At 44.1% G+C, this 26,197-nt stretch carries 29 protein-coding genes; 26 read left to right on the top strand and 3 right to left on the bottom strand.

Going from position 1 to position 26,197, the window contains the following annotated elements; all coding sequences use genetic code 11:
• The first annotated feature begins 3 nt into the window (after nucleotides 1–3).
• The 10 genes from H0266_RS04745 (at nucleotide 4) to H0266_RS04700 (ending at nucleotide 7,832) form a co-directional block, all read left to right on the top strand.
• Nucleotides 4–729: a GntR family transcriptional regulator gene (locus H0266_RS04745; RefSeq protein WP_181471218.1), complete on the top strand. Its 726-nt coding sequence runs from the start codon at nucleotides 4–6 to the stop codon at nucleotides 727–729.
• A gap of 10 nt (nucleotides 730–739) precedes the next feature.
• Complete coding sequence (locus H0266_RS04740; RefSeq protein WP_181471217.1) at nucleotides 740–1,459, top strand: SIS domain-containing protein; 720 nt, start codon at nucleotides 740–742, stop codon at nucleotides 1,457–1,459.
• 116 nt (nucleotides 1,460–1,575) lie between these two features.
• Nucleotides 1,576–2,016 (top strand): cell wall hydrolase, encoded by a 441-nt coding sequence (locus H0266_RS04735; RefSeq protein WP_181471216.1) that lies wholly within the window; start codon nucleotides 1,576–1,578, stop codon nucleotides 2,014–2,016.
• Nucleotides 2,017–2,340: 324 nt separating this feature from the next.
• Nucleotides 2,341–3,093: a serine hydrolase gene (locus H0266_RS04730; RefSeq protein WP_181471215.1), complete on the top strand. Its 753-nt coding sequence runs from the start codon at nucleotides 2,341–2,343 to the stop codon at nucleotides 3,091–3,093.
• 198 nt (nucleotides 3,094–3,291) lie between these two features.
• A complete protein-coding gene (locus H0266_RS04725; RefSeq protein ID WP_181471214.1) occupies nucleotides 3,292–4,023 on the top strand; it encodes a class I SAM-dependent methyltransferase in 732 nt (243 codons plus the stop codon).
• Nucleotides 4,024–4,044: 21 nt separating this feature from the next.
• Nucleotides 4,045–4,743 carry a hypothetical protein gene (locus tag H0266_RS04720; RefSeq protein ID WP_181471213.1) on the top strand — a complete coding sequence of 233 codons (699 nt, stop codon included), beginning with the start codon at nucleotides 4,045–4,047 and terminating at the stop codon, nucleotides 4,741–4,743.
• Nucleotides 4,744–4,781: 38 nt separating this feature from the next.
• Nucleotides 4,782–5,330 (top strand): GNAT family N-acetyltransferase, encoded by a 549-nt coding sequence (locus tag H0266_RS04715; RefSeq protein ID WP_181471212.1) that lies wholly within the window; start codon nucleotides 4,782–4,784, stop codon nucleotides 5,328–5,330.
• A 673-nt stretch (nucleotides 5,331–6,003) separates the two neighbouring features.
• Nucleotides 6,004–6,207, top strand: coding sequence for a hypothetical protein (locus tag H0266_RS04710; RefSeq protein ID WP_181471211.1), 204 nt, complete (start codon nucleotides 6,004–6,006; stop codon nucleotides 6,205–6,207).
• A gap of 78 nt (nucleotides 6,208–6,285) precedes the next feature.
• On the top strand, nucleotides 6,286–7,119 hold the full coding sequence (locus tag H0266_RS04705) for a hypothetical protein (protein WP_181471210.1): 834 nt from the start codon (nucleotides 6,286–6,288) through the stop codon (nucleotides 7,117–7,119).
• 413 nt (nucleotides 7,120–7,532) lie between these two features.
• Nucleotides 7,533–7,832, top strand: coding sequence for a hypothetical protein (locus tag H0266_RS04700; protein WP_181471209.1), 300 nt, complete (start codon nucleotides 7,533–7,535; stop codon nucleotides 7,830–7,832).
• A 62-nt stretch (nucleotides 7,833–7,894) separates the two neighbouring features.
• Here H0266_RS04700 and H0266_RS04695 read toward each other — a convergent pair whose 3' ends face one another.
• Complete coding sequence (locus H0266_RS04695; RefSeq protein ID WP_181471208.1) at nucleotides 7,895–9,607, bottom strand: Rqc2 family fibronectin-binding protein; 1,713 nt, start codon at nucleotides 9,605–9,607, stop codon at nucleotides 7,895–7,897.
• A 75-nt stretch (nucleotides 9,608–9,682) separates the two neighbouring features.
• Complete coding sequence (locus H0266_RS04690; RefSeq protein WP_181471207.1) at nucleotides 9,683–9,913, bottom strand: hypothetical protein; 231 nt, start codon at nucleotides 9,911–9,913, stop codon at nucleotides 9,683–9,685.
• A gap of 110 nt (nucleotides 9,914–10,023) precedes the next feature.
• Between H0266_RS04690 and H0266_RS04685 the strand changes: the two genes are divergently transcribed.
• The 14 genes from H0266_RS04685 to spoVM all read left to right on the top strand — a co-directional run bounded on the left by H0266_RS04685 (nucleotide 10,024) and on the right by spoVM (nucleotide 23,381).
• A complete protein-coding gene (locus H0266_RS04685; RefSeq protein WP_181471206.1) occupies nucleotides 10,024–10,905 on the top strand; it encodes a YicC/YloC family endoribonuclease in 882 nt (293 codons plus the stop codon).
• Between the two features lie 78 nt (nucleotides 10,906–10,983).
• A complete protein-coding gene (gene remA / locus H0266_RS04680) occupies nucleotides 10,984–11,244 on the top strand; it encodes an extracellular matrix/biofilm regulator RemA (RefSeq protein WP_181471205.1) in 261 nt (86 codons plus the stop codon).
• Nucleotides 11,245–11,257: 13 nt separating this feature from the next.
• Nucleotides 11,258–11,872 carry a guanylate kinase gene (gene gmk, locus H0266_RS04675; RefSeq protein ID WP_181471204.1) on the top strand — a complete coding sequence of 205 codons (615 nt, stop codon included), beginning with the start codon at nucleotides 11,258–11,260 and terminating at the stop codon, nucleotides 11,870–11,872.
• 2 nt (nucleotides 11,873–11,874) lie between these two features.
• Entirely contained in the window at nucleotides 11,875–12,102 is a 228-nt protein-coding gene (gene rpoZ / locus H0266_RS04670) for a DNA-directed RNA polymerase subunit omega (RefSeq protein WP_181471203.1), read from the top strand.
• A gap of 95 nt (nucleotides 12,103–12,197) precedes the next feature.
• Nucleotides 12,198–13,403 carry a bifunctional phosphopantothenoylcysteine decarboxylase/phosphopantothenate--cysteine ligase CoaBC gene (gene coaBC, locus H0266_RS04665; protein WP_181471202.1) on the top strand — a complete coding sequence of 402 codons (1,206 nt, stop codon included), beginning with the start codon at nucleotides 12,198–12,200 and terminating at the stop codon, nucleotides 13,401–13,403.
• On the top strand, nucleotides 13,400–15,811 hold the full coding sequence (priA, locus tag H0266_RS04660; RefSeq protein WP_181471201.1) for a primosomal protein N': 2,412 nt from the start codon (nucleotides 13,400–13,402) through the stop codon (nucleotides 15,809–15,811). The genes coaBC and priA overlap by 4 nt, the downstream gene beginning before the upstream one ends.
• A 17-nt stretch (nucleotides 15,812–15,828) precedes the next feature.
• Nucleotides 15,829–16,776, top strand: coding sequence for a methionyl-tRNA formyltransferase (gene fmt / locus H0266_RS04655; protein ID WP_181471200.1), 948 nt, complete (start codon nucleotides 15,829–15,831; stop codon nucleotides 16,774–16,776).
• Nucleotides 16,769–18,118: a 16S rRNA (cytosine(967)-C(5))-methyltransferase RsmB gene (gene rsmB / locus H0266_RS04650; protein WP_181471199.1), complete on the top strand. Its 1,350-nt coding sequence runs from the start codon at nucleotides 16,769–16,771 to the stop codon at nucleotides 18,116–18,118. The genes fmt and rsmB overlap by 8 nt, the downstream gene beginning before the upstream one ends.
• A gap of 33 nt (nucleotides 18,119–18,151) precedes the next feature.
• Complete coding sequence (locus H0266_RS04645; protein WP_181471198.1) at nucleotides 18,152–18,913, top strand: Stp1/IreP family PP2C-type Ser/Thr phosphatase; 762 nt, start codon at nucleotides 18,152–18,154, stop codon at nucleotides 18,911–18,913.
• Complete coding sequence (gene pknB, locus H0266_RS04640; RefSeq protein WP_181471727.1) at nucleotides 18,913–20,955, top strand: Stk1 family PASTA domain-containing Ser/Thr kinase; 2,043 nt, start codon at nucleotides 18,913–18,915, stop codon at nucleotides 20,953–20,955. Before H0266_RS04645 ends, pknB begins: the two co-directional genes overlap by 1 nt.
• Nucleotides 20,952–21,833 (top strand): ribosome small subunit-dependent GTPase A, encoded by an 882-nt coding sequence (gene rsgA, locus H0266_RS04635; protein WP_181471197.1) that lies wholly within the window; start codon nucleotides 20,952–20,954, stop codon nucleotides 21,831–21,833. Before pknB ends, rsgA begins: the two co-directional genes overlap by 4 nt.
• Nucleotides 21,834–21,835: 2 nt before the next feature.
• On the top strand, nucleotides 21,836–22,486 hold the full coding sequence (gene rpe / locus H0266_RS04630) for a ribulose-phosphate 3-epimerase (protein WP_181471196.1): 651 nt from the start codon (nucleotides 21,836–21,838) through the stop codon (nucleotides 22,484–22,486).
• Nucleotides 22,487–22,587: 101 nt separating this feature from the next.
• Complete coding sequence (locus H0266_RS04625) at nucleotides 22,588–23,250, top strand: thiamine diphosphokinase (RefSeq protein ID WP_181471195.1); 663 nt, start codon at nucleotides 22,588–22,590, stop codon at nucleotides 23,248–23,250.
• Between the two features lie 50 nt (nucleotides 23,251–23,300).
• Nucleotides 23,301–23,381, top strand: coding sequence for a stage V sporulation protein SpoVM (spoVM, locus tag H0266_RS04620; RefSeq protein WP_181471726.1), 81 nt, complete (start codon nucleotides 23,301–23,303; stop codon nucleotides 23,379–23,381).
• Nucleotides 23,382–23,584: 203 nt separating this feature from the next.
• Here the strand turns inward: spoVM and rpmB are convergent, their stop codons facing one another.
• Complete coding sequence (rpmB, locus tag H0266_RS04615) at nucleotides 23,585–23,770, bottom strand: 50S ribosomal protein L28 (protein ID WP_181471194.1); 186 nt, start codon at nucleotides 23,768–23,770, stop codon at nucleotides 23,585–23,587.
• Between the two features lie 272 nt (nucleotides 23,771–24,042).
• Between rpmB and H0266_RS04610 the strand changes: the two genes are divergently transcribed.
• Together H0266_RS04610 and H0266_RS04605 are read left to right on the top strand one after the other, a co-directional pair.
• A complete protein-coding gene (locus H0266_RS04610; protein WP_181471193.1) occupies nucleotides 24,043–24,405 on the top strand; it encodes an Asp23/Gls24 family envelope stress response protein in 363 nt (120 codons plus the stop codon).
• 31 nt (nucleotides 24,406–24,436) lie between these two features.
• Nucleotides 24,437–26,104, top strand: coding sequence for a DAK2 domain-containing protein (locus tag H0266_RS04605; RefSeq protein WP_181471192.1), 1,668 nt, complete (start codon nucleotides 24,437–24,439; stop codon nucleotides 26,102–26,104).
• The last annotated feature ends 93 nt before the right edge of the window (nucleotides 26,105–26,197 follow it).

Raw genomic sequence — 26,197 nt, 5'->3', positions numbered from 1 at the left:
ATGTTGGTTAATAAACAATCACCCATGCCGATGTACTATCAAATTGAAGAGGACCTGAAACAACGTATGGATAGAGGGGAATTTGCCTCGGGTGATATGATCCCATCAGAACGAGAGCTCTCCTTGCATTATGATGTAAGCAGGATGACTGTAAGGCAAGCGATGTCGAATATGGTGAATGATGGATTTCTCTATCGTGAGAAAGGGAAAGGTACCTTTGTCGCAGAGAAAAAGATTGAACAGCCTCTGCAAGGCATGACGAGTTTCACGGAGGATATGAAGCAGCGTGGCATGAAAGCAAGTAGCCGGCTGCTTGGATTCGAAACCATCGTAGCGCCACCTGAAATTTCTAGGAAACTCGACTTAAACGACGAAGAAAAGGTGTACCGGGTGCAGCGGATCAGGTTTGCTGATCAAGTACCGATGGCCATCGAAACAACCTTCGTTCCTGTGAATCTGCTTCCCACATTGACGGAACAAACGGTGCAAGGATCGCTTTATCATTTCGTGGAGGCAGAGTTGGAACTAAAAATCGAAAAGGCTACACAAATGATTGAAGCTACCATCGCTGACGCAGATCAGGCTGAGCTTTTGCAAGTAGCTTCACAATCAGCGGTTTTGCACATCGAGCGTCATAGTGTGCTAAATGATGGGACACCGTTTGAAGTCGTAAAATCGGCATATCGCGCTGATCGGTACAAGTTCATCAGCGATATCTATCGGTCATAGAGGTGGACATATGAGTTACTTAAATGAAGTCAGAAAGAAGATGCAAGAAATGGAAGAAAAGGAACAGGAACGGTTGAACGTCCTCAGTCAACTCATCGCTGATCGTTTAGGAAGCGGAGGCATCATTCATTTGTTCGGCTGCGGTCATTCGAGCTTACTTGCCCAAGATGCCTATTACCGGGCAGGTGGGCTTGTTCCGGTAAGGCCCATCCTCATCGAACCTTTGATGTTGCACCAGGGCGGACAATGTTCTAGTGCGTTTGAGCGAAAGGCTGGATTTGTAGAGAGTTATCTAATGAAAGAAGACATTCGAGAGGGGGATGTCGTGATTGTCATTTCAATCTCTGGACGAAACCCAGCTCCCATTGATGCCGCCCTCTATTGTTTGCAAAAAGGTGCGGACGTCATAGGTGTTACGTCACTCGATTACGCTCATACTCAAACATCGAGGCATCCGAGTGGCAAACGGCTGGAGGAGGTCACAGATTATGTACTAGACTTGCCTATTCCTGTCGGAGATGCAACCCTTCGGCTAGAAGGACTCGAACAAGCATTCTCTCCAATGTCTACTGTTCTAGGCTCTGCCTTGTTGCAGGACCTATTCTCAAGGACGATCAAGCAGTTACACCAGTCTGGATGTGAAGTTCCTATTTTCAAAAGTGGCAATGTAGATGGATCAGATGAGCACAACGCGAAGATGGCGGCGGCTTATAAAAGAATATCGTTTTAAGAATCCGCATGTCAGATGCGGTTTTTTATTGAGAAAAATGCGAGAAGTCTAAGCGAAGAGAACGAAAAGTGACATCAAAGTGTTTCTTTCTCATACACTATTTTTGGGGTGAAAAAATGCCAAGAGTAAAATATAAGAGTTCAGACGTTGACCTGATGGCGAGAATGATGAGGGCGGAAGCCGAAGGTGAAGGGAAACAAGGGATGTTGTATGTGGGAAATGTGATTGTGAACCGGGCGAATGCAGAGTGCTCCGACTTTAGAGATTTAAGAACGATTCCAGAAGTCATTTTTCAAATTCAAGGTGGCAACTATTCATTCGAAGCTGTGCAAAAAGGGAATCTCTTTTACCGAAGAGCAAGGGAAGCAGAGAAAAGATTAGCAGAAAAGAATTTAAAATACTGGAGAAATCATCCTGCTAAGTACGCTCTTTGGTATTTCAATCCTTATGCACCTTGTCCTTCAACCTGGTACGGCCAGCCGTTTACGGGACAATACAAAAACCACTGTTATTACGAACCAGAAGCTGGAACATGCGCAAGCGTGTATCGATGGTAAGTTGATATATAAAGTAGCTGAGCCAGTGGGAATGACTGGCTCTTTGTTATGTCGTGATCTGTATTCATTTTCGAAGATCGGCTTGCTTGTGATATCCTGAAATTACCTGTGATATTAGAGGGTAATGTTCACTGCTTTTGGAATGGTTTGCTTCAACCTATCGATGCTTTTGGGGGCTATTCCGAGTTTTACATATCCTTTATGACTATGCTTGTTTAGTAACGGCCATTAAGATTTGGCTTTTGTTTGAACAAATCCTTTTCTTTTTGCATATCCAATGTCTGCTATATAATAAGAAAAAATGGTAAACAGGAGGAATCATAAATGAGTAAAGTTTTAGGAAAACTTCTTGAGATTGAACATGGTGATCCCGCAGCGATCGTCTATTCGTTAAAAGAACAAGAGGTCGTCGCGTCTCTTAGTGAAGATACAATAGTCCCACTAGCATCGACAGCAAAACTGGCCGTAGGTTATGTCATAGCCAAATCTGTGGAGTCTAAGGATATCTCTTGGAATGATCAAGTGAACAAAATTTCCTTTAATCCTCTTGAAGATAGTGAGGAGTTATATCCGCACCTACAAGGTCGCAAATCGCTTGCATTACGTGATGCTGTGGAAGTGATGATTGCGAGTCATGATTCGGTCGTAGCTGAGGCTGTTGTCGAGTTCATTGGTGGCTGGGTTTCTGTAAATCAAAGAGTGCAGGCTGATTTTCCTGACATATCCATAACAGAAGATCCACGGAATCCTGACAATAAAGGAAGTGTTAAGGACTTGTTCCGCTTATTGCATTCATTATTTGTAGGGTACCAAGAGGAGCCTGATTTATTTTTACCTGTCATTAACGGACTCGTCCGTCAACAAGACTTTATCGAAACGATTCCTTCTTATCATTTGAACCATATGACAGGAGGGCTAGAAACGGCAATCATCGACTTAGGGTTGCTTGGTGATTTCCGTAAACATCCCTATTTGTATGTTATTGCCGTTACGAATGCTCCAGATCGCATGAAGAATAAACGCGTCGATGAAAAAGTACTAGAAACGATTAAACGATTATATAAATGGCAACAGTAGAATTCCTTTTAACTGTACAAAACCGTATGATTCATGTTTAAGAATCATACGGTTTTGTATTTTCTTTGAGAGAGATAGGAGAAGTATCCTTCTAAAGCTTCAACTCCATTCAGTGTGATACTATATAGTGGTAACGGCTGACAAACAAGCTAGCCATGATAAGAAAGTGATTCATAACAATTGGGTGGAGGATATGAAATGAAACGGTCTACAAAACAAACGTTTAACGAACTCGCTCTTACATATAAGCACGATATCAATCAAGCCAGTCCGTTCAACTCATTATACGAACGACCAGCGATGATGGAGGTCCTTCCTGAAAGTATGGTTGGAATAAAGGTCTTGGATGCAGGGTGTTCTGCCGGGTGGTACACAGAGCAATTGTTGAACCGAGGGGCTGAAGTGACAGGAGTTGATGTGAGTCCTGAAATGATTGCTTTTGCAAAGGAAAGCCTGGGCGATCAAGCCACTTTTCTTACTCATGATCTTCAGGAACCTTTGCCTTTTGAAGATAACAGTTTCGACTGTATCGTTAGTTCGCTTACGCTTCATTATCTCAAGAATTGGGGGCGAACGTTTCAGGAGTTTAACCGTGTTCTTCGCCAAGGAGGTACGCTGGTGTTCTCCGTTCATCATCCCTTTATGGATTTTACACGTATGAACGCAGAGAATTATTTTGAGGCTTCTCTTTTGACAGATACGTGGGAAAAGCCAAATATCACAATTGATGTAAGCTTTTATAGAAGGCCGATGCAGGATATTGTCAATGAGACGACAAAAGTGTTTCGAATGGACTCTTTGATCGAACCGAAGCCCAAAGAAGAAATGAAGAAGGCTCACGAAAAGGGCTATCGCTATTTGATGACGAATCCTCATTTTTTGATCATCAAAGCTAGTTCAATGAGAGAGCACGTTTCATCAGATGGATAAAAAATGAGAAAGGATTTTTTTATGAAGCGACTGATGCTCGGAATTCTACTTGTCGTTCTTTCTGGATGTATCAACCAAACGTCGACAGTTGATGGGAAAGCTTACTTTGTGAAAGAGGATGAGCGAACGTTTATCCTGGAAATCGGTACGACACTTACGGAAAAAGAACAAGAGACGAATGACTATGAAGATGGTGAGAAAGTAATTGAAGCGATTCGAATTGAAGTCAACGATGAAACCGCCATAAAAGGCGAAGCTTCTGCCTTTAATGATCTAACAAATGGACAAAAACTACAGGTTGTTGTCGAAGGTGATTACGAGGAAGAACTAGTAACTGCGCAGGCGTTTATTGACCAGACCAGTGAAGTTGCTACGTATGTGGCTGAAAAGGTAACGGTTATCCCTTATAAGAAGGAAGAAGTAATTGGGCCAATGACTGCGGATGAAGGTGAATATCACCTTTATGTTTACAACGCAGTAAAGGACAGTGCTGGAAATATGAGCAGTTATTCAAGTTTCATTGAAGGAACCAACATGACAGAGGTGAGTGTATCCTCCTCATCTCCAAACGGACCCGATAAGAAGGGAGAATTTTTAAATATTCGTGATGAGGGGCCTACTTATATTGTTTTGAATGATGAAGGTATCGTTCACCACTCGTATGAGCTAAAGAGTCTGAAAGCATTTTTAGAAACACTTAGGGAAGATGATCATAGGTAATCGCATTATGAATTTCACAATAATAAGGAGACGAATTGATGAACCCCATTAAATTCTTGCAATCTAATAGACTATACTTAAGGCCCATTGAAGAAAGAGATCTAGATCACTTTTACCATCATGCCTTGTGGGATCAAAACGGAAGGCGGTTAACCGGAACACAAGCCGTGTTCAATCGACAAGGTGTACAGAAATGGTTTGAATCTACACAATCTGATTCCAGTCGAATTGATTTAGTGATTGCAACACAGGACAACGATCAGGTCATTGGAGATATTGCTATGCTTGAGATCGATCAGCAAAACCGAAGTGCTGTTGTCCGCATTTCCATTTTCGATGAAAACTACTTGGGAGAAGGATTTGGCACAGAAGCGATGTCGCTTATGATTGACTTCGGTTTCCAGATCCAAAACTTGCATCGGATCGGTCTTGATGTCTTTGACTTTAACGAGCGTGCAATTCGTTCCTATCAAAAACTCGGGTTCAAGCAGGAGGGCATTGTGCGTGATGCATTGTTTTATGATGGGGACTATCATGACTCGATTTTGATGGGGGTTTTGGAAGGAGAGTATCAAAAGCAACATTAATGACATAGTAGCTTAATAGAAAGAAAAATGACGGGAATCTATCAAAATACAGAAAATCGTACATATGAACAGCATATATCGCACAATCTATCTCATGACTTTTATCGTTTCACACAAGTGGCCTTAGAAATTGAGCAAACATAAACGACCTCCCCGAAAATCAATCCGTAACAGAACAGCAGCTGGATCAATTGGTTGGATTGTACGAAGACTTGCAAAGGTACGGGGATTCCATCCTCGAAGTTGCAAAAATGAAACAACCTGATTTATATCTATTCTCATCAGTCAATCCTCCCTCAGAATCTTTCGCTTCCTTGGTATTTTATTAGAGACAAGCAGACGAAGTGAAGGCAAGTCAGTTGAGTTCGAATGCTGGCGGGGATACTCTAGAACTTTTAAAGGAGTTTAACGGTATTCGGTTGAAAGAGAAGAGGGTAAGCACAAATGAAATGGCTTTAAAGGTTGATCGTATTGTCATTGAGGGTAGAAATAAAGTACATAATGATTTATATAACCGGAATTATTGGATCGGCATGCTTTCAAGCTGGGGCCGGAGTCTATCAGATGATCAAGTATGTAGAGGGCGACCAAAAGTAATAAATGAAATTTCAATATATGGAATAAAATTGAAACTTTAACCGTGGATGAACGTAAGTGAGGTGGAGGTGTTTACATGGCGATGCTTATCACCATTCTGATAGCAGCTATCGGGATTTTTATAGTGGTTCGAAATATGGAAGGGTTTAGGGACGTGTTTTTACGAAGAGATCGTGTCTTTATCGAAGCTTCTGATGTAATTGAGTGTCATGTTTGCGGTCAAAAAATGAAAAGGCAACAGCGTGAACAGCAATGTGCGAATTGCCACAACTGGTTATAGTTTGCCATTGGATTTGACCGATTTCCTCGCTTATTCTATGAAAACCAGGGAACTGTGGTAGAGAAGGAGGTCGAATAGATGGCAACTCGACATAACCACCATTTTGATGGATTTTACAACAATTTTAACGAAATCTTTGTTTTAGCTTTTACAAAAGTAAAGAACTACGAGGTTGCTACACGTGTAACGGAACGTGTACTTCATCAATTTGCTCAGTCGGGAAAAACGTTAAAAGGGTTATCTGTCTATAAAAGTACATTATCGTTCACCATACTTGAGTCAGGTGATGAAGGCGCGTTTTCAACAGAAGATGAACGCCTTCATGCCTTTTTACAAATGGACGAATATACGCGTTTGATTCTCGCTCTTACCTATGTTCACCAACTTGAGCAGGAACAAGTGGGGGAGGTTATGAACCTTCCAGTGCACGTGGTGAATAAAACAGTAGAGGATGTACATTGGAAGGAAGAATTCACTAACTCCCTGTTGAATCTATGTGATGAAGAGACGCGGCAAATGGTCAAGGTGAATGTGGAGAAGCAGTTAGCCAAGATGAAGAGTAAAAAGAAAGCATTAAAGTATGGTAGCGCTGTGGTTGCGCTTTTGCTATTTCTCGCTATAGGGTCGTACGTGATTCAAAAGCCTTTTACTGAAGAGCGTGTTGAAGCGTCTCCGCCCGTTCATGAGGTGATTTATGAGAGACTGTCACAACAAGGATATCCTCAGATCAAGGTCGGTCTCACCAAAGAGGAAGAACAAATCATTATTCAAGTCGTCGGTCCAGCATCCTATTACCAAGATGTTCGTAAAAAAGTCAAATCCGTAGCCAGAGAGATGTTGAATGAACGGGGTTACGAGCGTTATGGCATCCTGGTAAAACCGATGGCTGTGGAACGTCATATTTCTAATTGATCGTCCTTGCCCTAACTTCTGAAGAAGGTTCATATCCATTAATCTGGTTGAGGGGGAACAAATGTGAGGCTGCGATGGGCTTCATATTCCATTTATTTTCACAACATTTTTTTGGAATACTCTTTGATCCTTTTTCTTATGTAAACAGCTTTTATCCAAATGAATCATCTATAACATTTACAGGAGTGATAAACATTTCACAAGATGGAGAGAATAAAGAACCTTTGACACAAAAGGAAGTTCTGAATGGATGTTCGGAATGTTCTTCTATGGGCTGCGTTCCGTTCTTGGCAATCGGCATGCTTGTAGTAGGAAAAGTCGTTTTCTAACTTTAATTAATTTGAGACCATAGACTGGTTGAGTACTATCGTGTACCATCATACATAGAAACTCTATGTATGGAGGTTATTTGAATGAATCCATTGACCAAACGATTTCTATTGAGAGGTCTGATCATTAGTGTGCTGATTGCTGTCATCATAGTTGGTAGCGTCTTTATTTTCGTCAGACTTCAGTTGCAAGCGGTCAAGAATAACGTGCTAGAGCGCCATCCATCTATAACGTCGGTTGAACAAGTGAATACATTAGGCGGTTGGGGCGAATCGGGGATGGAATATGTGTTAGAAGTTAGAAAAGGGACAGGGTCCTTATACAGGATTTGGTCGGATGAAGAAGGTGTGATCACAGATGAAGAAGTCATTAATCATAAGTAAACCATTCCATCACCATCTATAAAGAAAGACCGCCACCTACAAAGGAAGGGGCGGTCTATTCGTCATTGTTTCTTCAATTTCTTAACGAAAGAATGATCGGGTGTTACAAATAACGTTTGTTGGTGATCATAAATCACATAGCCGGGTTTCGCGCCAGACGGTTTTTTAACGTGTCTGATTTGCGTGTAATCGACCGGTACCGTCGATGAACGGCTTGATTTGCTGAAGTTTGCTGCCAGTTGTGCCGCTTCAAAAAGCGTATCCTCTGTCGGATTCTCTTCTTTGATGACAACGTGGGAGCCAGGGATGTCTTTAGCGTGAAGCCATACATCTGATTTACTTGCCATGCGGTTCGTCAAGTACTCATTTTGCTTATTGTTCCGTCCCACATAGATGAGCGTCCCATCACTAGATTCAAAGCTCTCTGGTGAGGGTTTGGACGGTTTATTTTTCTTTTTCCCTTTTGAGGGGGCTTTCTTCTTCAGGTAACCTTCTTCGCGCAGCTCTTCGCGGATTTCTTCAATATCTTCTTCACGTGCCGATTCCACTTGTTGAATCAGGCGTTCGAAGTATTGAATTTCATCTTCGGCTTTCGCTATTTCCGTTGTCACGACTTGCTTTGATTTTTTCAGCTTCTGATAGGTCTGGAAGTAACTTTGCGCGTTCTCACTTGGTGATTTATTCGGATTCAGTTCGATGGTGAGTTCCGATTGATCAGGATCGTAATAATCGACGACCGTCACGTTCTCGTCGCCCGTCTTGACTAAATGCATGTGAGCCGTCAGCAATTCACCGAGTTTCTGGTACTCTTCTGCAGACTCCGACTTCTTCAACGTCTGCTCATGCTTCTTGATTTTACGTACGTTTTTATCGCGTTCGTTCTTCAAGAAACGGAACAGATCACCAGCTTGCTGTTTAACGCGGTCGCGTTCGGCCTTTCCAGAATAGTAATCATCAAGCATCCCGCTTACCGTGTCGAATGTCTCGGTTTGTTCAGAAAAAGCATGTAACGGGAGGACGTAAAACTGTTCCCGGTCGGCGCGGTGGACTTGAGGTTCATACTCATGGTTCAAAATACGCTTACGAACAGCGCGGTACGCTTCCTTATAAGCGTTCGGTCCACCGAGCCCTGCCTGGTGGGCAATTTCTTTTGTCATCATAGGAGAAAAGCCCATGACAATGTTCAGGATCTGCTTATCCATTTTTCCTGAATTGAAGTCCAGTTTCTTAATGAAATCCTCAGGCTCCAAGTCCACAGGATTGATCTTGCCTTGTTCCGGTGGAAGCTTATAGGGCTGACCTGGCATGATTGTACGGTGACGGTTTTGAGACGGGGGCAAATGCTTGATGCTATCCAACATATGACCTTGTTCTTCGTCAACGAGAAGAATGTTGGAGTGTTTTCCCATCACCTCGATGATCAACGTCTTCAGCGTTTCATCTCCCACTTCGTTTCGAGTCCGTACATGGAACTTCACAATTCGCTCCATGCTTACTTGTTCAATGCTTTCAAGAAATCCTCCGATTAAATGCTTACGTAGTAACATACATAACATCGGAGGCTCCTTCGGGTTATGGTAGGAATCTTCTGTTAAATGGAAACGGGCGTAGCTCGGGTGCGCAGACAGCAAAAGCGTGTATTTCTGACGCTTAGATCTTACGGTGAAGACGAGCTCCGTTTCTGTTGGTTGGTAAATTTTCATAATGCGTCCGGACTGGATCGTCTCATTTAACTCATGAGTGATCGCCCGTGTGACTATTCCATCAAATGACATCGTACTCACCTCTCTAAAAGAGAATTATAGCATGATTTTGAATCAAACGATAAATGAAAGAAGCTGTGGTGCTTTCTAATGTAAAATACGGGTCATCCACTTGGACAGGCATTGTGAAAGGCTGCTGTCTCTGAGGTTTTGAAACGATTCCATCATTTTACTGCCGGAAAGAGACTTCTCACGACGGTTTAAACAGTCAATAGGTTCGATAACCTTTGTCATCATTGCAATCACTACAGTTTTATCAAAGATTTCTGAACGAAACGGTGTTGATTCCTCTGATCTCAGCATTTTCACGCGTTTCATTTGTACCAAACTGCTTTGATTCTTATAAAAAAAGGTCACTCAACCGATGCTAGGCGTGTGAGAAATTGCGTCCCACTTGCTATAATAGAAATAGATTGGAAGTGATCTTGATGGTAAGAAGTATGACTGGGTACGGGAAAGAGAGTATAACGGTCGATGATTCACACATTCATGTAGAAGTTCGATCTGTGAATCATCGTTTTCTTGATATTTCGCCTAAAATGCCTCGCAACCTCTTATTTATGGAAGAAAGATTGAAGCGCAAAGTGCAGGACAAACTCGCGCGTGGCCGTGTCGATCTTTTTGTCACCCTAGAGGGAAAGGGATTATTTGAAAGAAAAGTCGATGTGGACTGGGCATTATTGGATCAATACATGGCTAAATTCACGGATATTAAGGACCGTTATCAGTTGACTGGAGACGTATCAATTGATATGGTTTCTAAGTTAGACGATATTTTTACAATACAAGAAGTGGAAGAACATACCGATGAACTCCAACAGGCTTTAATCGAAGCGGTAGAACAATCGCTCGAACGGCTCCTTGTCATGCGTGAACAAGAAGGTGCGCGTTTAGTTGAGGATTTTCAGAAACGGATGGTCCGAATGGATGAAATCCTTCTTCAACTGGAGGAGAAGCGTCCGGTCATCGTGGATGAACATCGCAATAAAATACGTGAACGCATCGAAGAATATACACAAGAAGCGCTCGACCCAGATCAATCCCGTGTGTTGCAGGAAGTCGGTCTGCTTGCTGAAAAAGGTGACGTAACAGAAGAGCTGACAAGGTTGCAGTCGCATCTAAGTCAGTTTCGTGTGACGCTAAGCGAACAGGAAGCCATTGGACGCAGACTCGATTTCATCGTTCAGGAAATGCACCGTGAAGTGAACACAATCGGTTCGAAATCAAACGATGCCGAAGTGACACAGTGGGTCGTTTCATTAAAGAGTGAAATTGAAAAAATGAAAGAACAAGTACAAAATGTCGAATAACAATTGAGATTTTGTCTTGTTTTTTCATATAATAGAAGTAGAGACTAGAGGTTTGGCTATTAGAAGGAGGAGTCTGCTTTGAGTTTGCGGTTAATCAACATCGGATTTGGTAATGTGGTATCAGCGAATCGCATCATTTCGATCGTGTCACCAGAATCCGCTCCCATTAAACGTATTATTACCGTCGCCCGTGACAATAATAAATTAGTAGATGCTACATATGGGCGCCGAACACGTGCGGTCATCATCACGGATAGTGACCATGTCGTCTTATCTGCGGTACAACCTGAGACGGTCGGTCAACGTGTGTTGAGTCACGACGAGATTGAAGAGAGCTAGGAGGACTTTAGCTGTGATAGATGAGAAGGGGATATTATTTATTCTTTCTGGACCTTCCGGGGTCGGAAAGGGAACGGTACGTAAATCGTTATTCGAGCAATCAACTGATTTACGCTACTCCATATCGATGACGACCCGAGCCCCTCGCGAGGGAGAAGTCGATGGCGTCGATTATTTCTTTAAATCGCGCGACGATTTCGAGCGATTGATTGGCGAAGGACAATTGATTGAGCATGCCGAATATGTAGGTAATTACTACGGTACACCTAGGCAATATGTCGAGGAAACGCTAGAGCAAGGAAAAGATGTCTTTTTAGAAATCGAAGTCCAAGGAGCCTTGAAGGTTCGTGAAAACTTCCCGCAAGGCGTATTCATTTTCTTGATTCCTCCGTCCTTGGAAGAGTTGAAAGACCGTATCGTCAGCCGTGGAACTGAAACCGAAGACAAGGTGAAAAATCGCCTGCACGCTGCCAAAGAAGAGATAGAAATGATGGATGCGTATGATTACGTCGTCGTGAATGACGAAATCGAAAACGCGGTAACGAAAGTGCAATCGATCGTATCAAGCGAACACTGCAAGCGTGAACGCGTCGCCCATCAATTTAAAAAAGCATTGGAGGAGAAATAATTATGATGCTAGAACCGTCCATTGACTCATTGCAAAAGCAAATCAAGTCGAAATACACATTAGTGACGCTCTCTGCTCGCCGAGCTCGTGAATTGAAGCAAGGGGCTGCACCGATGGTAGATAAGCCGACGTCCCACCAACAAGTAGGCGTGGCGCTAGAAGAAATTCGTGACGGAAAACTGAATTTCATCGAATCCGACGAAATTCAATCCCGTACGGAAACAACCTAATGAATTGCATCAAAAAAGCCGCGCTTACAACTATGTAACAGCGCGGCTTTTTTCGCTATTTATTTTTCTTGAACGAATGCGAGGGGGAATCATAGATGTTAACAGGCAAAAAAATCGTACTAGGCGTTTCTGGTGGCATTGCTGCATATAAGGCAGCCGCTCTTACGAGTAAACTCGTACAAAAGGGAGCAGAGGTCAAAGTCATTATGACGCCGGGTGCCCAAAACTTTATTGCGCCGACGACCTTCCAAGCGCTTTCGCGTCAACCTGTCTACACAGACACGTTTGATGAGCAGGATGCTTCCGGGATCCAACATATCGATGTGGCTGATTGGGCGGATTTATTTCTGTTGGCACCTGCGACCGCTAATCTGATCGGGAAATTGGCGAATGGCCTTGCAGATGACATGCTGTCTACGACACTTTTGGCAACCGAAGCACCTGTCTATCTGGCACCAGCTATGAATGTCCACATGTACAGTCATCCAGCGGTCATGAAGAATATGAAACAACTCGATGCCTGGGGTTTTCGCTTTATAGAACCTGGGGAAGGGTATTTGGCGTGTGGTTATGTCGGCAAAGGACGACTGGAAGAACCGCTTACAATCGTTCAAGTACTAGAGGACCAAATGAAGAAAAAACAGCTGCTAAAAGGAAAAAAAGTACTGGTCACCGCTGGCCCTACACGTGAACAAATTGATCCGGTCCGTTATTTCACGAATCCTTCCACAGGTAAAATGGGCTTTGCATTAGCACGACAGGCGGCAGAACTCGGTGCTGACGTGACGCTTGTGTCTGGCCCTGTTCAATTGGATACACCATCCGGGGTCCATCGTGTTGACGTCACGACGGCAGATGAGATGTACCAACAGGTTATGCAGCATTATCCGCATCAGGACCTCGTCATTAAATCCGCTGCCGTAGCAGATTATCGCCCGGCAGTGACCTATGAACAGAAGATGAAGAAGAGAGAGGGCGACTATGTCGTGGAGATGGAACGGACGAAAGATATCCTGAAAGAGCTTGGGGAAACGAAAGAGCATCAATACTTAATCGGTTTTGCCGCCGAAACACAGGAGATAGAAAAATACGGTCGTGAGAAAATGAAGAAGAAAAATTTGGATGCCATCGTGGTGAACAATGTTTCAGATGAAGGGGCAGGGTTTGGACATGATACGAACGCCTCCTTATTTTTCACGAAAAAAGGAACGGAAGAAACGTATCCACTTATGACGAAGGACGAGTTGGCATCAAAAGTTCTGGAAGCAGCCGCTAAAGAAATGTCAGGTGGATGGGCGTGACATTTGCTAATGTCATCGTAGATGTCCCTTCTCAAAACACGAACCGTCCCTTTGATTATAAAATCCCCGAAAAGTTCCAGGGTATCGTCCAACCTGGGGTGCGCGTCATCATCCCGTTTGGACCAAGAAAAATCATGGGTTATGTCGTAACTTTGTCTGAGACCAGCGAGTTTTCAAAAGTTAAAAACATTGTAGACGTCCTGGATGTAACCCCTGCTTTGACTGAAGAGTTGCTTCAGTTAGGGAAGTGGCTGTCACGACAGACCTTGAGTTATTATATTTCTTGCTTGCAGGTGATGTTGCCTCAAGTGATGAAAGCGAAGTACCGAAAAGAGTTATGGAAATTGACCGAAGACCCTCTCGATTCAGATTTGGATCCTGTTTTTGACGGCCGCGCCGTCATGGATTATGAAGAATTCGAAGCTTCTGGAGTCAGCTACCATACATTAAGAAACCATATCAACGAAGGTGTCGTTGATGTCCATTATGAAGTGAAGAGCAGAGAAACAAAGAAAACGACGCGAATGGTCGAACCGATATTGGATGAAATGGAAATGGAAGAGTTCTTAGTCGATGTATCCAAACAGGCGAAGAAACAGCGAGCGATTGTAGAGTATTTTGTCTTCAATAGAGCGCCGATTCCGAAAAAACAGCTTCTCGAATTATTATCTACGACTTCGGCATCGCTCAAGCCTTTGGTTCAAGAAGGTGTGCTGAAAGAATTTGATCAAGAAGTCTTTCGGGATCCCTACCAAGACCGAGAATTCGAGCGCACAACTCCGTTTACGTTAACGGAAGAGCAATCAACTGCGATTCAGCCTATTTTACAGACGATCGATCATAAACAGCACGACGTATTCTTACTTCACGGTGTAACGGGGAGTGGGAAGACAGAAGTTTATCTACAATCGATTCAACGAGTGATCGATGAAGGGAAAGAGGCGATCATGCTCGTTCCCGAGATTGCCCTTACGCCGCAAATGGTGGAACGGTTCAAAGGCCGATTCGGTTCAAAAGTCGCAGTTCTGCACAGTGCTTTATCCGCTGGGGAGAAGTATGATGAGTGGCGCAAGATTCAACGAAAAGAAGTCCAGGTCGTCGTTGGGGCTCGTTCGGCGATTTTCGCTCCGTTTTCCAATATCGGGTTAATCATCATTGATGAGGAACATGAAACGAGCTACAAACAAGAAGATCGGACAAGGTATCACGCACGAGATGTGGCGATAGAACGGGCAAAAGGCCATCGCTGTCCTGTCGTTCTTGGAAGTGCAACGCCTGCTCTTGAAACCTATGCTCGGGCTGTGAAGGGTAATTACCAGCTGCTGACGCTCTCCAAACGGATGAATGAGGCGACTATGCCGGATGTGGATATCATCGACATGCGTGAAGAGTTGCACGAAGGCAACCGCACGATGTTCTCGCGAATGTTAAAGGAGAAGATTGACGATCGTCTTTCGAAAGGGGAACAAGTGGTGCTTTTCTTAAATCGTCGTGGGTACTCGACGTTTGTCATGTGCCGGGACTGTGGACACGTTCAAGAGTGTCCGCACTGTGACATTGCGCTTACCTTTCATAAAAGGCAAAATCGTTTGAAATGTCACTACTGCTCTCATGAAGAGCCGATGCCGACGGAATGTCCGGAGTGTGAAAGCAAGACCATCCGCTATTTTGGTACCGGAACGCAGAAAGTAGAGGAGGCGCTCGAGCAACTCATCCCTGAAGCGACCGTCATCCGGATGGATGTGGATACAACAAGAAGAAAAGGTTCACATGAACGGCTGCTTCAGCAATTCGGGGATAAAAAAGCGGACATCTTGCTCGGAACCCAAATGATTGCGAAGGGGTTGGATTTCGGAAACGTCACACTCGTTGGTGTCCTAGCGGCTGACTCTCTACTGAATCTGCCTGATTTCCGGGCATCCGAGAAAACCTTCCAGCTTTTGACCCAAGTGAGTGGACGGGCAGGACGACACGAAAAGCCGGGAGAAGTCGTCGTTCAAACCTACACCCCCGAACACTATAGTGTCGACCTTGCGAGCCAATATGATTTTGAACAGTTCTTCAATGAAGAAATGAAACTGAGAAAAGCCTTCAACTATCCACCCTATTACTTTTTGACGTTGATTACGGTGTCTCACCCGAATCAACTTAAGGTTCAGGAAGTCACGCAGAAAATCGTCCAGTTCATGCGTCAGAAGCTTTCGGATCAGTCGCATGTGCTCGGTCCGACGCCTTCTGCGCTTACGAGGATCAATAATAGATATCGCTATCAATGCATGATAAAATACAAGAAGGAACCAGAGCAGCGGAAATTAGTGGAACGCATTTTACACTATTACGAAGACGAAATGAAACAAGAAAACGGATTACAAATCATCGTAGATTTTCAACCATACCAGTTAATGTAGGAAAGGAGCATCTGCTCATGACACGAATAGCCTTTATGGGAACGCCGGATTTTGCGGTCCCCGTTCTAGATCGACTGATCGAAGATTCATATGAGGTCGTACTCGTCATCACACAGCCCGATCGCCCGAAAGGAAGGAAAAAGGTGATGACGCCACCACCTGTGAAAGTCGCGGCAGATAAACATGGCATCCCGGTCTTTCAACCTGAAAAAATCAAAGACGAATACGAGGAAGTATTGAAGTATGAGCCTGACTTGATTGTGACGGCTGCGTTCGGTCAAATTCTTCCCGAACCTTTACTTGAAGCCCCGAAATATGGCTGTATCAACGTACACGCTTCGCTTTTACCTGAGCTTCGCGGAGGCGCGCCGATTCATTACGCGATTCTACAAGGGAAAGCGGAAACAGGCGTTACGATCATGTATATGGTCAAACAGCTTGATGCGGGAGCCATGTTATCAAAAGTGGTCGTTCCGATTACGGATGAAGATCACGTCGGCACGCTTCATGACAAACTCTCTGTGGCGGGAGCTGATCTTTTAGCTCAAACGGTTCCTGAGCTATTGTCAGGAGAATTGACGGCTGAAGAACAAAACCACGAAGCGGCTACTTTCGCCCCTAACATTAAAAGAGATCAAGAGCTGATTGATTGGAGTAACGATCAACAGACGGTGTACAACCATGTGCGTGGTTTACGTCCGTGGCCGGTTGCGTTCACGTATTGGAATGACAAACCGATGAAGTTATGGTGGGTGGAGAAAGTAAATGGTACGTTTAACCGGGAACCAGGTGCGGTCGTCGACATTCAAGAAGATGGCTTCCTCGTACAAACAGGGGACGGCAAAGCCGTGAAAGTCACGGAATTACAGCCATCAGGTAAAAAGCGGATGGATGGACAGGCGTTTGTAAATGGCTCAGGACAATCGCTTTCTGTAGGTGATCGTCTGGGGGAACAGCATGACTAAATATGTGTTAAGAGAAACAGCACTTAGCCTTCTGACTCGAATTGGGGAGCAGGGAGGCTTCAGTCACGTGCTGCTGGACAGAGAAATCAATAAGCAACAATTGTCGCGTCAAGATGGAGGGTTGCTCACGGAGATTGTCTATGGTACCTTGCAACGTCGCGACTTGATCGATTATCAGATTCAACCGTTCATCGCCAAGCAAAAGAAAATCAAACCTTGGGTACGCTGGTTATTGTATATGTCGATCTATCAAATGACGTATTTAGAGCGAGTACCGGATCATGCCATCATCCACGAAGCTGTAGAAATTTCAAAAAAACAAGGACATAAAGGGATTTCCTCTTTGGTCAATGGTGTTCTTCGGAACGTTCAACGAAAAGGGTTGCAATCCACAGAGGCCATTGAAAATCCTGTTGAACGCCTTGCAATCGAGACGAGTCATCCCATGTGGCTGGTTTCAAGGTGGGTCGACCAATACGGCATGGATGTTACAAAGGAGATGTGTGAAGCTAACAACCACCATTTACCGATGAGTGTACGTGTTCAACGGTTAAGAATATCGCGTCAAGAAGCGATGAATCAGCTTCTTGAAGATGGATTTGCCGTAGAGGAGAGTCCTTTCTCTAATCAAGGTATTATCGTTACAAAGGGGCATATTCTTAAGCATTCCTTGTTCATGGATGGAAAAGTGACCGTTCAAGACCAGAGTTCGATGCTCGTCGCTGAAATGATGGATTTAGAGCGAGGCATGCATGTATTGGATGCATGCAGCGCACCTGGTGGCAAGACGACACACATAGCAGAAAAAATCGAGGACGTTGGAACCGTAACCGCTTATGATTTGCATGCCAAGAAGGCGAAACTAGTCAGTAAGAAAGCGGAAGAGCTCCAGTTGACATCAATTACGGCCGCACAAGCCGATTCGAGAAAACTGCAAGATCTGCATGAAGAGGAAACATTCGATCGTTTGTTGATGGATGCTCCGTGTTCAGGCTTAGGTGTGCTTCGTGGAAAACCGGACATCAAGTACCATAAGAAAGAAGAAGACATATTCTCCCTTAGAGAAATTCAAGATGATTTGCTGGCCCACGTTGCACCATTATTGAAAAAAGGTGGAAAGCTGATCTACAGCACGTGTACAGTCGATCGACATGAGAATGAAGAAGCGGTTAAGCATTTCCTTGCTTCGCATCCAGATTATGAAGTGGATCCTTCATTCTTTGATGAATTGCCTGAAACACTGAAAGGATCGATTGGTGAGAGTGCGTACGGACTGCAAATATTCCCTCAAGAATGGGATACGGACGGGTTTTTCCTCGTCCGCTTGATACGAAAAGGCTAAAGAATACTTGAATACAGGAAACGAGGTGAGTCCATGAATGGATATTTTCTTACCGACCAAGGACAAGTGAGAAACCATAATGAAGATGCGGGTGGCGTATTCAAAAATGACGCCGGCCAAATTCTTGCTGTCGTTGCAGATGGAATGGGTGGACACCGAGCGGGAGATGTTGCCAGTCAGATGGCTACATCTCACTTACATAAAGAGTGGCAGTCCCAAGAGCCATTACAATCACCAGAACAATCTGAAGAATGGCTTGAACGAGCCATTCAATCTGTTAATCATGAAATTAAGAGCTATGCGGGTGAGCGGGAAGAGTACTATGGAATGGGAACGACGGTTGTTGCGGCAGTTTGTACAGAAGCTTTTGTAACAATCGGACATATTGGTGATAGTCGCTGTTATTTCGCGAATGAATTCGGATTTAAACAGTTGACTGAAGATCATTCACTCGTCAACGAACTCGTTCGCACAGGTCAGATCAGCTCAGAGGAAGCGGAGCAGCATCCAAGGAAGAATGTCTTATTGAAGGCGCTTGGGACAGAGCAGGACGTTCAAGCGGATATTCAGACTCTGACGTTTGAAGAAGGAAATCGATTGTTACTGTGTTCAGATGGACTGACAAACAAAGTAGGCGATGAAGAACTACAAGAATTGTCTACCTTTGAAGGGGATTGGGCCGATTTTTGTCAGCGTATGGTTGAAAAAGCTAATGCCCGTGGAGGAGAAGACAATATTACCTTAGCTGTTGTGCATCATAGTCACGATACCGTTCAGAAAGAGGGTGCGGAGTGATGATGCATAACCGTTTGCTTAACGACCGTTATCGAATCAAGGAGATGATCGGTGGCGGTGGAATGGCTAACGTGTATCTGGGTCACGATATTATTTTAGAGCGCGATGTGGCGATAAAGGTGCTGCGTCTGGAGCATGGAAACGATGAAGAGTTCATCGCTCGCTTTCATAGAGAAGCCCAGTCAGCGACAAGTCTATCCCACCCGAATATTGTGAATATTTTCGATGTCGGGGAAGAAGAGGACATTTATTATATGGTCATGGAATTTGTCGATGGCATGACGTTAAAGCAATATATTCAGCACCATAGTCCCATCGATATTTCTGAAGCTGTGGACATTATGAGACAAATAACATCCGCGATCAATCACGCGCACGAGAACGGAATCGTTCACAGGGACATAAAACCGCAGAATATATTGATCGATCATTACGGTCACGTGAAAGTAACCGACTTTGGGATTGCCATGGCTTTAAGTGCTACGGCATTGACACAGACTAATTCTGTGCTCGGCTCGGTCCATTATTTATCTCCCGAACAAGCTCGAGGGGGAACCGCAACAAGAAAATCCGATGTGTATTCATTAGGTATCGTTTTTTTCGAATTGTTAACTGGGAGGCTTCCGTTCTCAGGGGAATCTCCAGTTTCGATTGCTTTAAAACATTTGCAGCATGATACACCATCTTTACGTAGGTGGATCACGGACTTACCTCAAAGCGTCGAGAATATCGTCCTCCAGGCAACGGCAAAAGATCCGTTCCATCGTTACGATTCTGTCATTGATATGGAAGAGGATTTGGAAACGTGTTTACATGTCGATCGTATGAATGAAGTGGCTTTTGAAATTCCTGAAGAAAATGATGAGGAGAAGACAAAAGCGATCCCTGTTATTCCAAATGATTCTTATAATGATCACACAGGGGATCAGACGATCATTCATAATCAGACAAAACCAATGACACCAATTCAGGACCGAAAGTCTGAACCGGTAGCGGAAGCATCTTATAAAGAACCAAAAAAGAAGAAAAAGAAATGGCCATGGGTCGTTTCAGTTTTAGCTCTATTGTTCATTGCGGGGCTTGCTGCTTTGTTTACGATTCCAGGAATCATACAGCCAGATGACGTCGAGATAGCGGATGTGTCAGGCATGGAATATGAAGAAGCGTATAGTCAGTTATTAGAATTAGGACTAGACGTGAACCAGGAAGAGACGTTCTCCGAAGAAATCGAGGCGGGTGACGTAATCCGGACGGATCCCCCTGCTGGTACGATGGTGAAAGAGGGTTCGTCTGTAACCATCTTTTATAGTCGTGGAAGAGAAACCGTAGAATTCGGTGATTATACTGGTCGAATGTTTGATCAAGTCAAAACGGAGCTTCTCGACCAGGGCTTTGTCAATGTAAGGCCATTTTATGAAGAAAGCGATCGACCTATAGGGGAAATTCTAGAACACGACAGCCCGCGTGTCGGTGAGCAAGTCGTTCCCGAAGACAATACTGTTTATTTCATTGTGAGTAGCGGTCCTCCTATGGTCCAAATGCCTCGCGTTATTGGTATGACACGCCAAGATGCCGTTGCGGAACTTGAAGAATTGGGATTACAGGTCGATATAGAAGAAACGTATTCTGAACGATGGCCGGTCAGTCAGGTTGCCTCACAATCCATTGACCGAGGAGAAGAGGTTGAAGAAGGATCGACTGTAACTCTGAGAATATCTTTAGGAGCGGAACCTGCTCCTGAGCCAGAACCGGAGCCTGAACCTGAACCCGATCCACAGCCTCGCACAGAGACGGTTCAAATACAAGTCCCGTTCGATGAAGAAGCGGGTGTAGCTGAGCAACAAGTGCTCATTTATGTGGGAGACGCTGAGAATACCATTGAGGAAGTATTCCGAGAAGAAACGATTACTGAAACAACAACGTTTGAAATTCCACTGACCATCACACCTGGCGAAGAGGCGTCTTATAGAGTCCAACGCGGTGAAGAAGTTGTGGAAGAAAGTACACTGACATATGAAGAAGCAGGTGAGAACAATCCATGACAACAGGTAAGATCATCAAGGCGCTGAGTGGTTTCTATTATGTAATCCATGACGGAGAAGTTTATCAATGCCGAGGTCGTGGCAACTTTCGCAAGAAAAAAGTGAGCCCGCTCGTCGGGGACATCGTAGAATTTAAAGCAGAACATAAAGATGAAGGGTACATCCTGTCTATTGAAGAAAGGAAAAATGAGTTTGTACGACCTCCGATTGCGAACGTTGATCAGGCGCTCATTGTGACTTCAGCGATTCGCCCGGACTTTAACGCGCTATTGCTGGATCGGTTTCTCGTCTTGGTAGAAGCGAAGCGAATTGAACCATTTATAGTCATTTCAAAAATGGACCAGTTGAGTGAAGATGAAAAAGCAGAGATGGAAGCCTATCGCGATATGTATCAGTCCATCGGATATGCGGTCATTTTATCTGCTGTGAGCGATTCGGCCTCGATGGACCTGGTTCAATCGCATTTAGCGGACCGGACGACGGTGATTGCCGGTCAATCCGGCGTCGGTAAGTCTTCCTTGTTGAACTCCATTGACCCGAGATTATCGATTGATACGGATGAGATCTCGGAAAGTTTAGGAAGGGGAAAGCATACGACCAGACACGTTGAACTTTATGAAATATCAGGAGGGCTTGTAGCCGATACGCCTGGATTCAGCTCGCTTGAATTCGGTGACTTGGAAGTCGATCAGCTCCCAGAATGTTTTCCGGAGTTCGTTGCGGTACAGGATGGTTGTAAATTCAGAGGATGTTTGCACAACAAAGAGCCGAAGTGCGCGGTGAAAGCGGGTGTTGAAGAAGGAAGTATCAGTCAACAACGCTACGACCACTACCTACACTTTTTAGAGGAAATACAGAATAGAAAGCCGAGGTACTAAAAATGACAAAAATTGCACCTTCCATTCTAGCGTCAAATTTCGCAAAACTTGGAGAGGAAATTATAGATGTTGAGAAAGGCGGAGCGGATTACATCCACGTCGATGTGATGGACGGCCACTATGTACCGAACATTTCGATTGGACCTATGATTGTTGAAGCCATTCGCCCGGTGACGTCGTTGCCGCTCGATGTCCACCTTATGATCGAAAACCCGGATCATTATATCGAGGAATTTGCAAAAGCGGGCAGTGATATCATTACCGTTCATCAAGAAGCATGTACGCATTTACACCGAACCATCCAATTAATAAAAAGCCACGGCCTAAAAGCAGGTGTGGTCATTAATCCTGGAACACCAGCTGAGATGATTAAACCGATTTTAGAAGAAGTCGACCTCGTGTTGTTGATGACAGTCAACCCGGGATTCGGTGGTCAATCGTTCATTTCTTCGGTCTTGCCAAAGGTTCGCCAGATTGCGGACTGGCGTAGAGACATGGGCCTTGATTTCGAAATTGAAATTGATGGTGGCGTGAACACAGAAACGGCAAAACTATGTACAGATGCTGGTGCTGATGTGCTCGTCGCTGGGAGTGCTGTTTTCAAAAAAGAAGACAGGAGAGAAGCGATAGAAGCCATTCGTAACGCCGTTTGACGTGAGCTTTAGAGCCCAAAGGTGACCTTCACCTTTGGGCTCTTTTCGGATGGGGCAGCTTCTGTGAAGGATTGATAATCGGACCATTAGGGGGAAAGAGTATGACGAAATCCAAAAAGATCGCCGTTGTAGGCGGAAGTCCCAAAGCCTATATCCCTGATTTAAAAGCCTTTGATCAAGAGGATATGGTGTGGATAGGTGCTGATCAAGGGGCTGAAGTACTGATAGAGAATGACATAGTACCAGATATCGCAATTGGCGACTTCGATTCAGTCAGCAAAGTGTCGAAGGAAAGAATTAAACAGACGTCACAATCCTTTGTCGAGTATCCAGATGAAAAAGATGAGACGGACCTAGAGCTTGCGATTAACGAAGCACTAAAACAGAACCCTTCGCATATTGTACTATTCGGGGTGACAGGTGGCCGGATTGATCATTCCCTTGCGAATATCCAACTGCTTTATCCTCTTATGCAACAAGGAATCAAAGGAACCATCATCGATCAACAAAATCAGGTGGAATTAGTTTTTGCAGGAGAGCATACACTGAAACTAAATGAGGCCTATCCTTATGTTTCCTTTTTACCTGTTACGTTAGAAGTGTCAGGAATTACCTTGAAAGGTTTCTATTATCCTCTTGATGAGGCCGACGTTCCTTATGGATCGACCTTATGCATCTCTAACCAATTGATTGAAGATGAGGGTACTTTTTCGTTTCATTCAGGCATACTCTTAGTAATAAGGAGCAAGGATTTGAATCAGTAGAGGGTGAACATGGGATTTCGCATTAGCTTTATATAGGAGGAGGGGGCTCTTTGAAGTTTTATACGATCAAACTCCCACGGTTCGTCGGGGGTATAGTGCGCGCAGTTATAAGTACTTTTAAAAAAGAGTAGGGCAGGGGAACCTCTATGCTTAGGCAGGCGCAAGCTGGGTGTCTTGTCTAGAAACGGTTAGACAAGCGAAGGCTTGATTCGCTTGGTCTCCCCGCTACGCATAGGGTTCTGACAAACAACAAAGGTTCTGGGGAAGCATTTTAAGCTCTCTAGACAACAAAAAAAGCACCCGATCACGGGTGCTTTTTTTGACGCTTATTTGATTATACGCGTGTTACTTTACCAGACTTCAATTCGCGAGCAGTAACCCAAGCTTTTTGTGGCTTGCCATCTACTAGGATGCGTACTTTTTGTAGGTTCGCTTTGAATTGACGTTTATTAGCATTCATTGCGTGTGAACGGTGGTTACCTGAACGGGTACCTTTTCCCGAAATTACACTACGTGCCATATGAAAATCCCTCCTGTTACATATCTTCAGATACTAAGTAACTATATCATATCGAAGTATCCCTTGCAATAAGCGTTCGACATTTATATCAAGAATTTTCTCTTGACAGATAACACGAATTGTTACAAAGTATAAAAGGGGAATTAGACGGATATATGGAGCATGAATTGTTCATCCGATTTAAATGATCCTCTCATAAGCCTTCGTGCTCAGAATAATGAAATTGTGTTATAATAATGGCAAGAAGTTGAGGAGATTAAAGGAGGATTTACATGTCCGTAGACTTGCACAACAAAAATGGTCATATCACAATCACAAATGAAGTGATTTCTACAGTTGCCGGCGGTGCCGCAGTAGAATGTTACGGCATTGTGGGGATGGCATCTAAAAATCAAATTAAAGATGGATTATCTGAAATGCTGCGAAAAGAGAATTTCTCAAAAGGTGTAGTCGTCAGACAAGAAGAAGACCACCTGCATATTGATATGTTTATTATCGTCAGCTATGGAACAAAAATCTCTGAAGTAGCGCATAACGTACAATCACAAGTGAAATACACATTGAATAAAACAGTTGGTTTGTCTGTTGATTCCGTGAATATATTCATTCAGGGAGTTCGCGTGACAAGCGAATAGGTCTTTGTTGTAGTCAAAGGAGGAAGTAAGCGTGACGTTACAAAATATAGACGGCCAAAAGTTAGCCGAAATGATCTTACAAGGAGCTCATCATCTTACTAAAAATTCTCAGATGATTGACGCCTTGAACGTATTCCCTGTTCCTGATGGGGATACAGGAACAAACATGAATCTATCCATGACTTCAGGTGCGGAAGAAGTGAAAACGGTGGGTGAGAACCATGCAGGCGTTGTTTCTCAAGCCTTAGCTAAAGGTTTGTTAATGGGGGCTCGTGGGAACTCAGGCGTCATCTTATCCCAAATTTTCCGTGGTTTCTCAAAAGCAGTGGAAGAGAAAGAAACGCTCACCACACAGGATCTAGCAGGTGCGCTTCAGGGTGGCGTAACGACAGCCTACAAAGCGGTCATGAAACCTGTTGAAGGTACGATTCTGACTGTAGCGAAGGATTCGGCTGAAGCTTCTGTTGAATTAGCAGAGCAAAACTCCGAGATCATTCCATTCATGGAGGGCGTTGTTGCAGCGGCTAAAGAGTCATTGAAGCGTACACCAGAATTGCTTCCCGTTTTGAAGGAAGTCGGTGTCGTCGATAGTGGTGGACAAGGACTACTTACGATATATGAAGGGTTCCTTGCGAATTTAAAAGGGGAAGCGCTTCCTGACATCGAAGAGACGGTATCAATGGATGATATGGTCAATGCCGAACACCATAAATTAGCACAGGACTTCATGAAAACCGAAGACATTGAGTTCGGTTACTGCACAGAATTCATGGTCAAATTTGAGGACGATAAATTAAAAGAAAACCCTTATGATGATGAGTCATTCCGCCAACAATTGAGCAATTACGGCGATTCCTTGTTGGTTGTTTCTGATGATGAACTGGTCAAAGTACATGTACACGCAGAACATCCTGGTGAAGCTTTGACACTCGGACAGCAGTTCGGTAGCCTGATCAACATGAAGATTGAGAATATGCGCGAGCAGCACACATCCATCGTCGGTGAGAAGAAAGACGTGAAGAAAAAGCCAGAAGCAAAAGCAGAATACGGCATTGTCACTGTTGCTATGGGTGACGGAATCAAGAAGTTATTCGAAAGTCTCGGCGCGACAGTCGTCATCCAGGGTGGACAGACGATGAACCCGAGCACACAGGATTTATCAGAAGCGATAAAAGAAGCCCATGCGAAGAAAGTGCTGATCTTGCCGAACAACAAGAATATCATTATGGCAGCCGATCAGGCAGCAGAAATAGCTGAAGAAGAAGTGTCCGTCATCAAGACGAAGACGATTCCACAAGGCATGAGCGCTCTCTTAGGCTTCAATCCAGAAGCAGACCTTGCGTCCAATACGGAAGAAATGACGAGTCTGATGTCAGAAGTGAAGACCGGTCAGATTACGTATGCGGTCAGAGATACTCAAATCGAGGGTATGACAATTGAAAAAGGACATTACATGGGTATTGCTGACGGCAAGATTTCAGCAACCGACAAAGATCAATTGACCGCAGCGAAGACACTATTAAATCAGTTGATCGACGAGGATGAAGATGAAATCATCACCATCATCGTCGGGGAAGATGTCGATGACAAAGAGGTCAGTGATTTAGAGGAATATATTGAGGAAACGTATGAAGATTTAGAAGTAGAAGTTCACCAAGGTGGACAACCGATCTATTCCTACATTTTCTCTGTAGAATAAGGTGAAAGGCACAGCTGTTTCTGGCTGTGCTTTTTTATTTTGAAGACTTGAAAATAATGTTTGCAAAAAAGGAGATCGAACAGAAAATGATTC

The organism is Halobacillus locisalis (genome assembly GCF_013694105.1).
Classification (GTDB): Bacteria; Bacillota; Bacilli; order Bacillales; family Halobacillaceae; genus Halobacillus; species Halobacillus locisalis.
The sequence above is the reverse complement of the archived record's forward strand: the minus strand, read 5'-3'. Positions and strand labels throughout refer to the sequence as shown.

What these genes read in the sequence shown, in the direction of transcription:
- H0266_RS04740 (WP_181471217.1), top strand. Translation starts at nt 740, where the DNA reads ATGAGTTACTTAAATGAAGTCAGAAAGAAGATGCAAGAAATGGAAGAA.
- H0266_RS04735 (WP_181471216.1), top strand. Translation starts at nt 1,576, where the DNA reads ATGCCAAGAGTAAAATATAAGAGTTCAGACGTTGACCTGATGGCGAGA.
- H0266_RS04730 (WP_181471215.1), top strand. Translation starts at nt 2,341, where the DNA reads ATGAGTAAAGTTTTAGGAAAACTTCTTGAGATTGAACATGGTGATCCC.
- H0266_RS04725 (WP_181471214.1), top strand. Translation starts at nt 3,292, where the DNA reads ATGAAACGGTCTACAAAACAAACGTTTAACGAACTCGCTCTTACATAT.
- H0266_RS04720 (WP_181471213.1), top strand. Translation starts at nt 4,045, where the DNA reads ATGAAGCGACTGATGCTCGGAATTCTACTTGTCGTTCTTTCTGGATGT.
- H0266_RS04715 (WP_181471212.1), top strand. Translation starts at nt 4,782, where the DNA reads ATGAACCCCATTAAATTCTTGCAATCTAATAGACTATACTTAAGGCCC.
- H0266_RS04710 (WP_181471211.1), top strand. Translation starts at nt 6,004, where the DNA reads ATGGCGATGCTTATCACCATTCTGATAGCAGCTATCGGGATTTTTATA.
- H0266_RS04705 (WP_181471210.1), top strand. Translation starts at nt 6,286, where the DNA reads ATGGCAACTCGACATAACCACCATTTTGATGGATTTTACAACAATTTT.
- H0266_RS04700 (WP_181471209.1), top strand. Translation starts at nt 7,533, where the DNA reads ATGAATCCATTGACCAAACGATTTCTATTGAGAGGTCTGATCATTAGT.
- H0266_RS04695 (WP_181471208.1), bottom strand. Translation starts at nt 9,607, where the DNA reads ATGTCATTTGATGGAATAGTCACACGGGCGATCACTCATGAGTTAAAT.
- H0266_RS04690 (WP_181471207.1), bottom strand. Translation starts at nt 9,913, where the DNA reads ATGAAACGCGTGAAAATGCTGAGATCAGAGGAATCAACACCGTTTCGT.
- H0266_RS04685 (WP_181471206.1), top strand. Translation starts at nt 10,024, where the DNA reads ATGGTAAGAAGTATGACTGGGTACGGGAAAGAGAGTATAACGGTCGAT.
- rpoZ (WP_181471203.1), top strand. Translation starts at nt 11,875, where the DNA reads ATGATGCTAGAACCGTCCATTGACTCATTGCAAAAGCAAATCAAGTCG.
- coaBC (WP_181471202.1), top strand. Translation starts at nt 12,198, where the DNA reads ATGTTAACAGGCAAAAAAATCGTACTAGGCGTTTCTGGTGGCATTGCT.
- fmt (WP_181471200.1), top strand. Translation starts at nt 15,829, where the DNA reads ATGACACGAATAGCCTTTATGGGAACGCCGGATTTTGCGGTCCCCGTT.
- rsmB (WP_181471199.1), top strand. Translation starts at nt 16,769, where the DNA reads ATGACTAAATATGTGTTAAGAGAAACAGCACTTAGCCTTCTGACTCGA.
- H0266_RS04645 (WP_181471198.1), top strand. Translation starts at nt 18,152, where the DNA reads ATGAATGGATATTTTCTTACCGACCAAGGACAAGTGAGAAACCATAAT.
- pknB (WP_181471727.1), top strand. Translation starts at nt 18,913, where the DNA reads ATGATGCATAACCGTTTGCTTAACGACCGTTATCGAATCAAGGAGATG.
- rsgA (WP_181471197.1), top strand. Translation starts at nt 20,952, where the DNA reads ATGACAACAGGTAAGATCATCAAGGCGCTGAGTGGTTTCTATTATGTA.
- rpe (WP_181471196.1), top strand. Translation starts at nt 21,836, where the DNA reads ATGACAAAAATTGCACCTTCCATTCTAGCGTCAAATTTCGCAAAACTT.
- H0266_RS04625 (WP_181471195.1), top strand. Translation starts at nt 22,588, where the DNA reads ATGACGAAATCCAAAAAGATCGCCGTTGTAGGCGGAAGTCCCAAAGCC.
- rpmB (WP_181471194.1), bottom strand. Translation starts at nt 23,770, where the DNA reads ATGGCACGTAGTGTAATTTCGGGAAAAGGTACCCGTTCAGGTAACCAC.
- H0266_RS04610 (WP_181471193.1), top strand. Translation starts at nt 24,043, where the DNA reads ATGTCCGTAGACTTGCACAACAAAAATGGTCATATCACAATCACAAAT.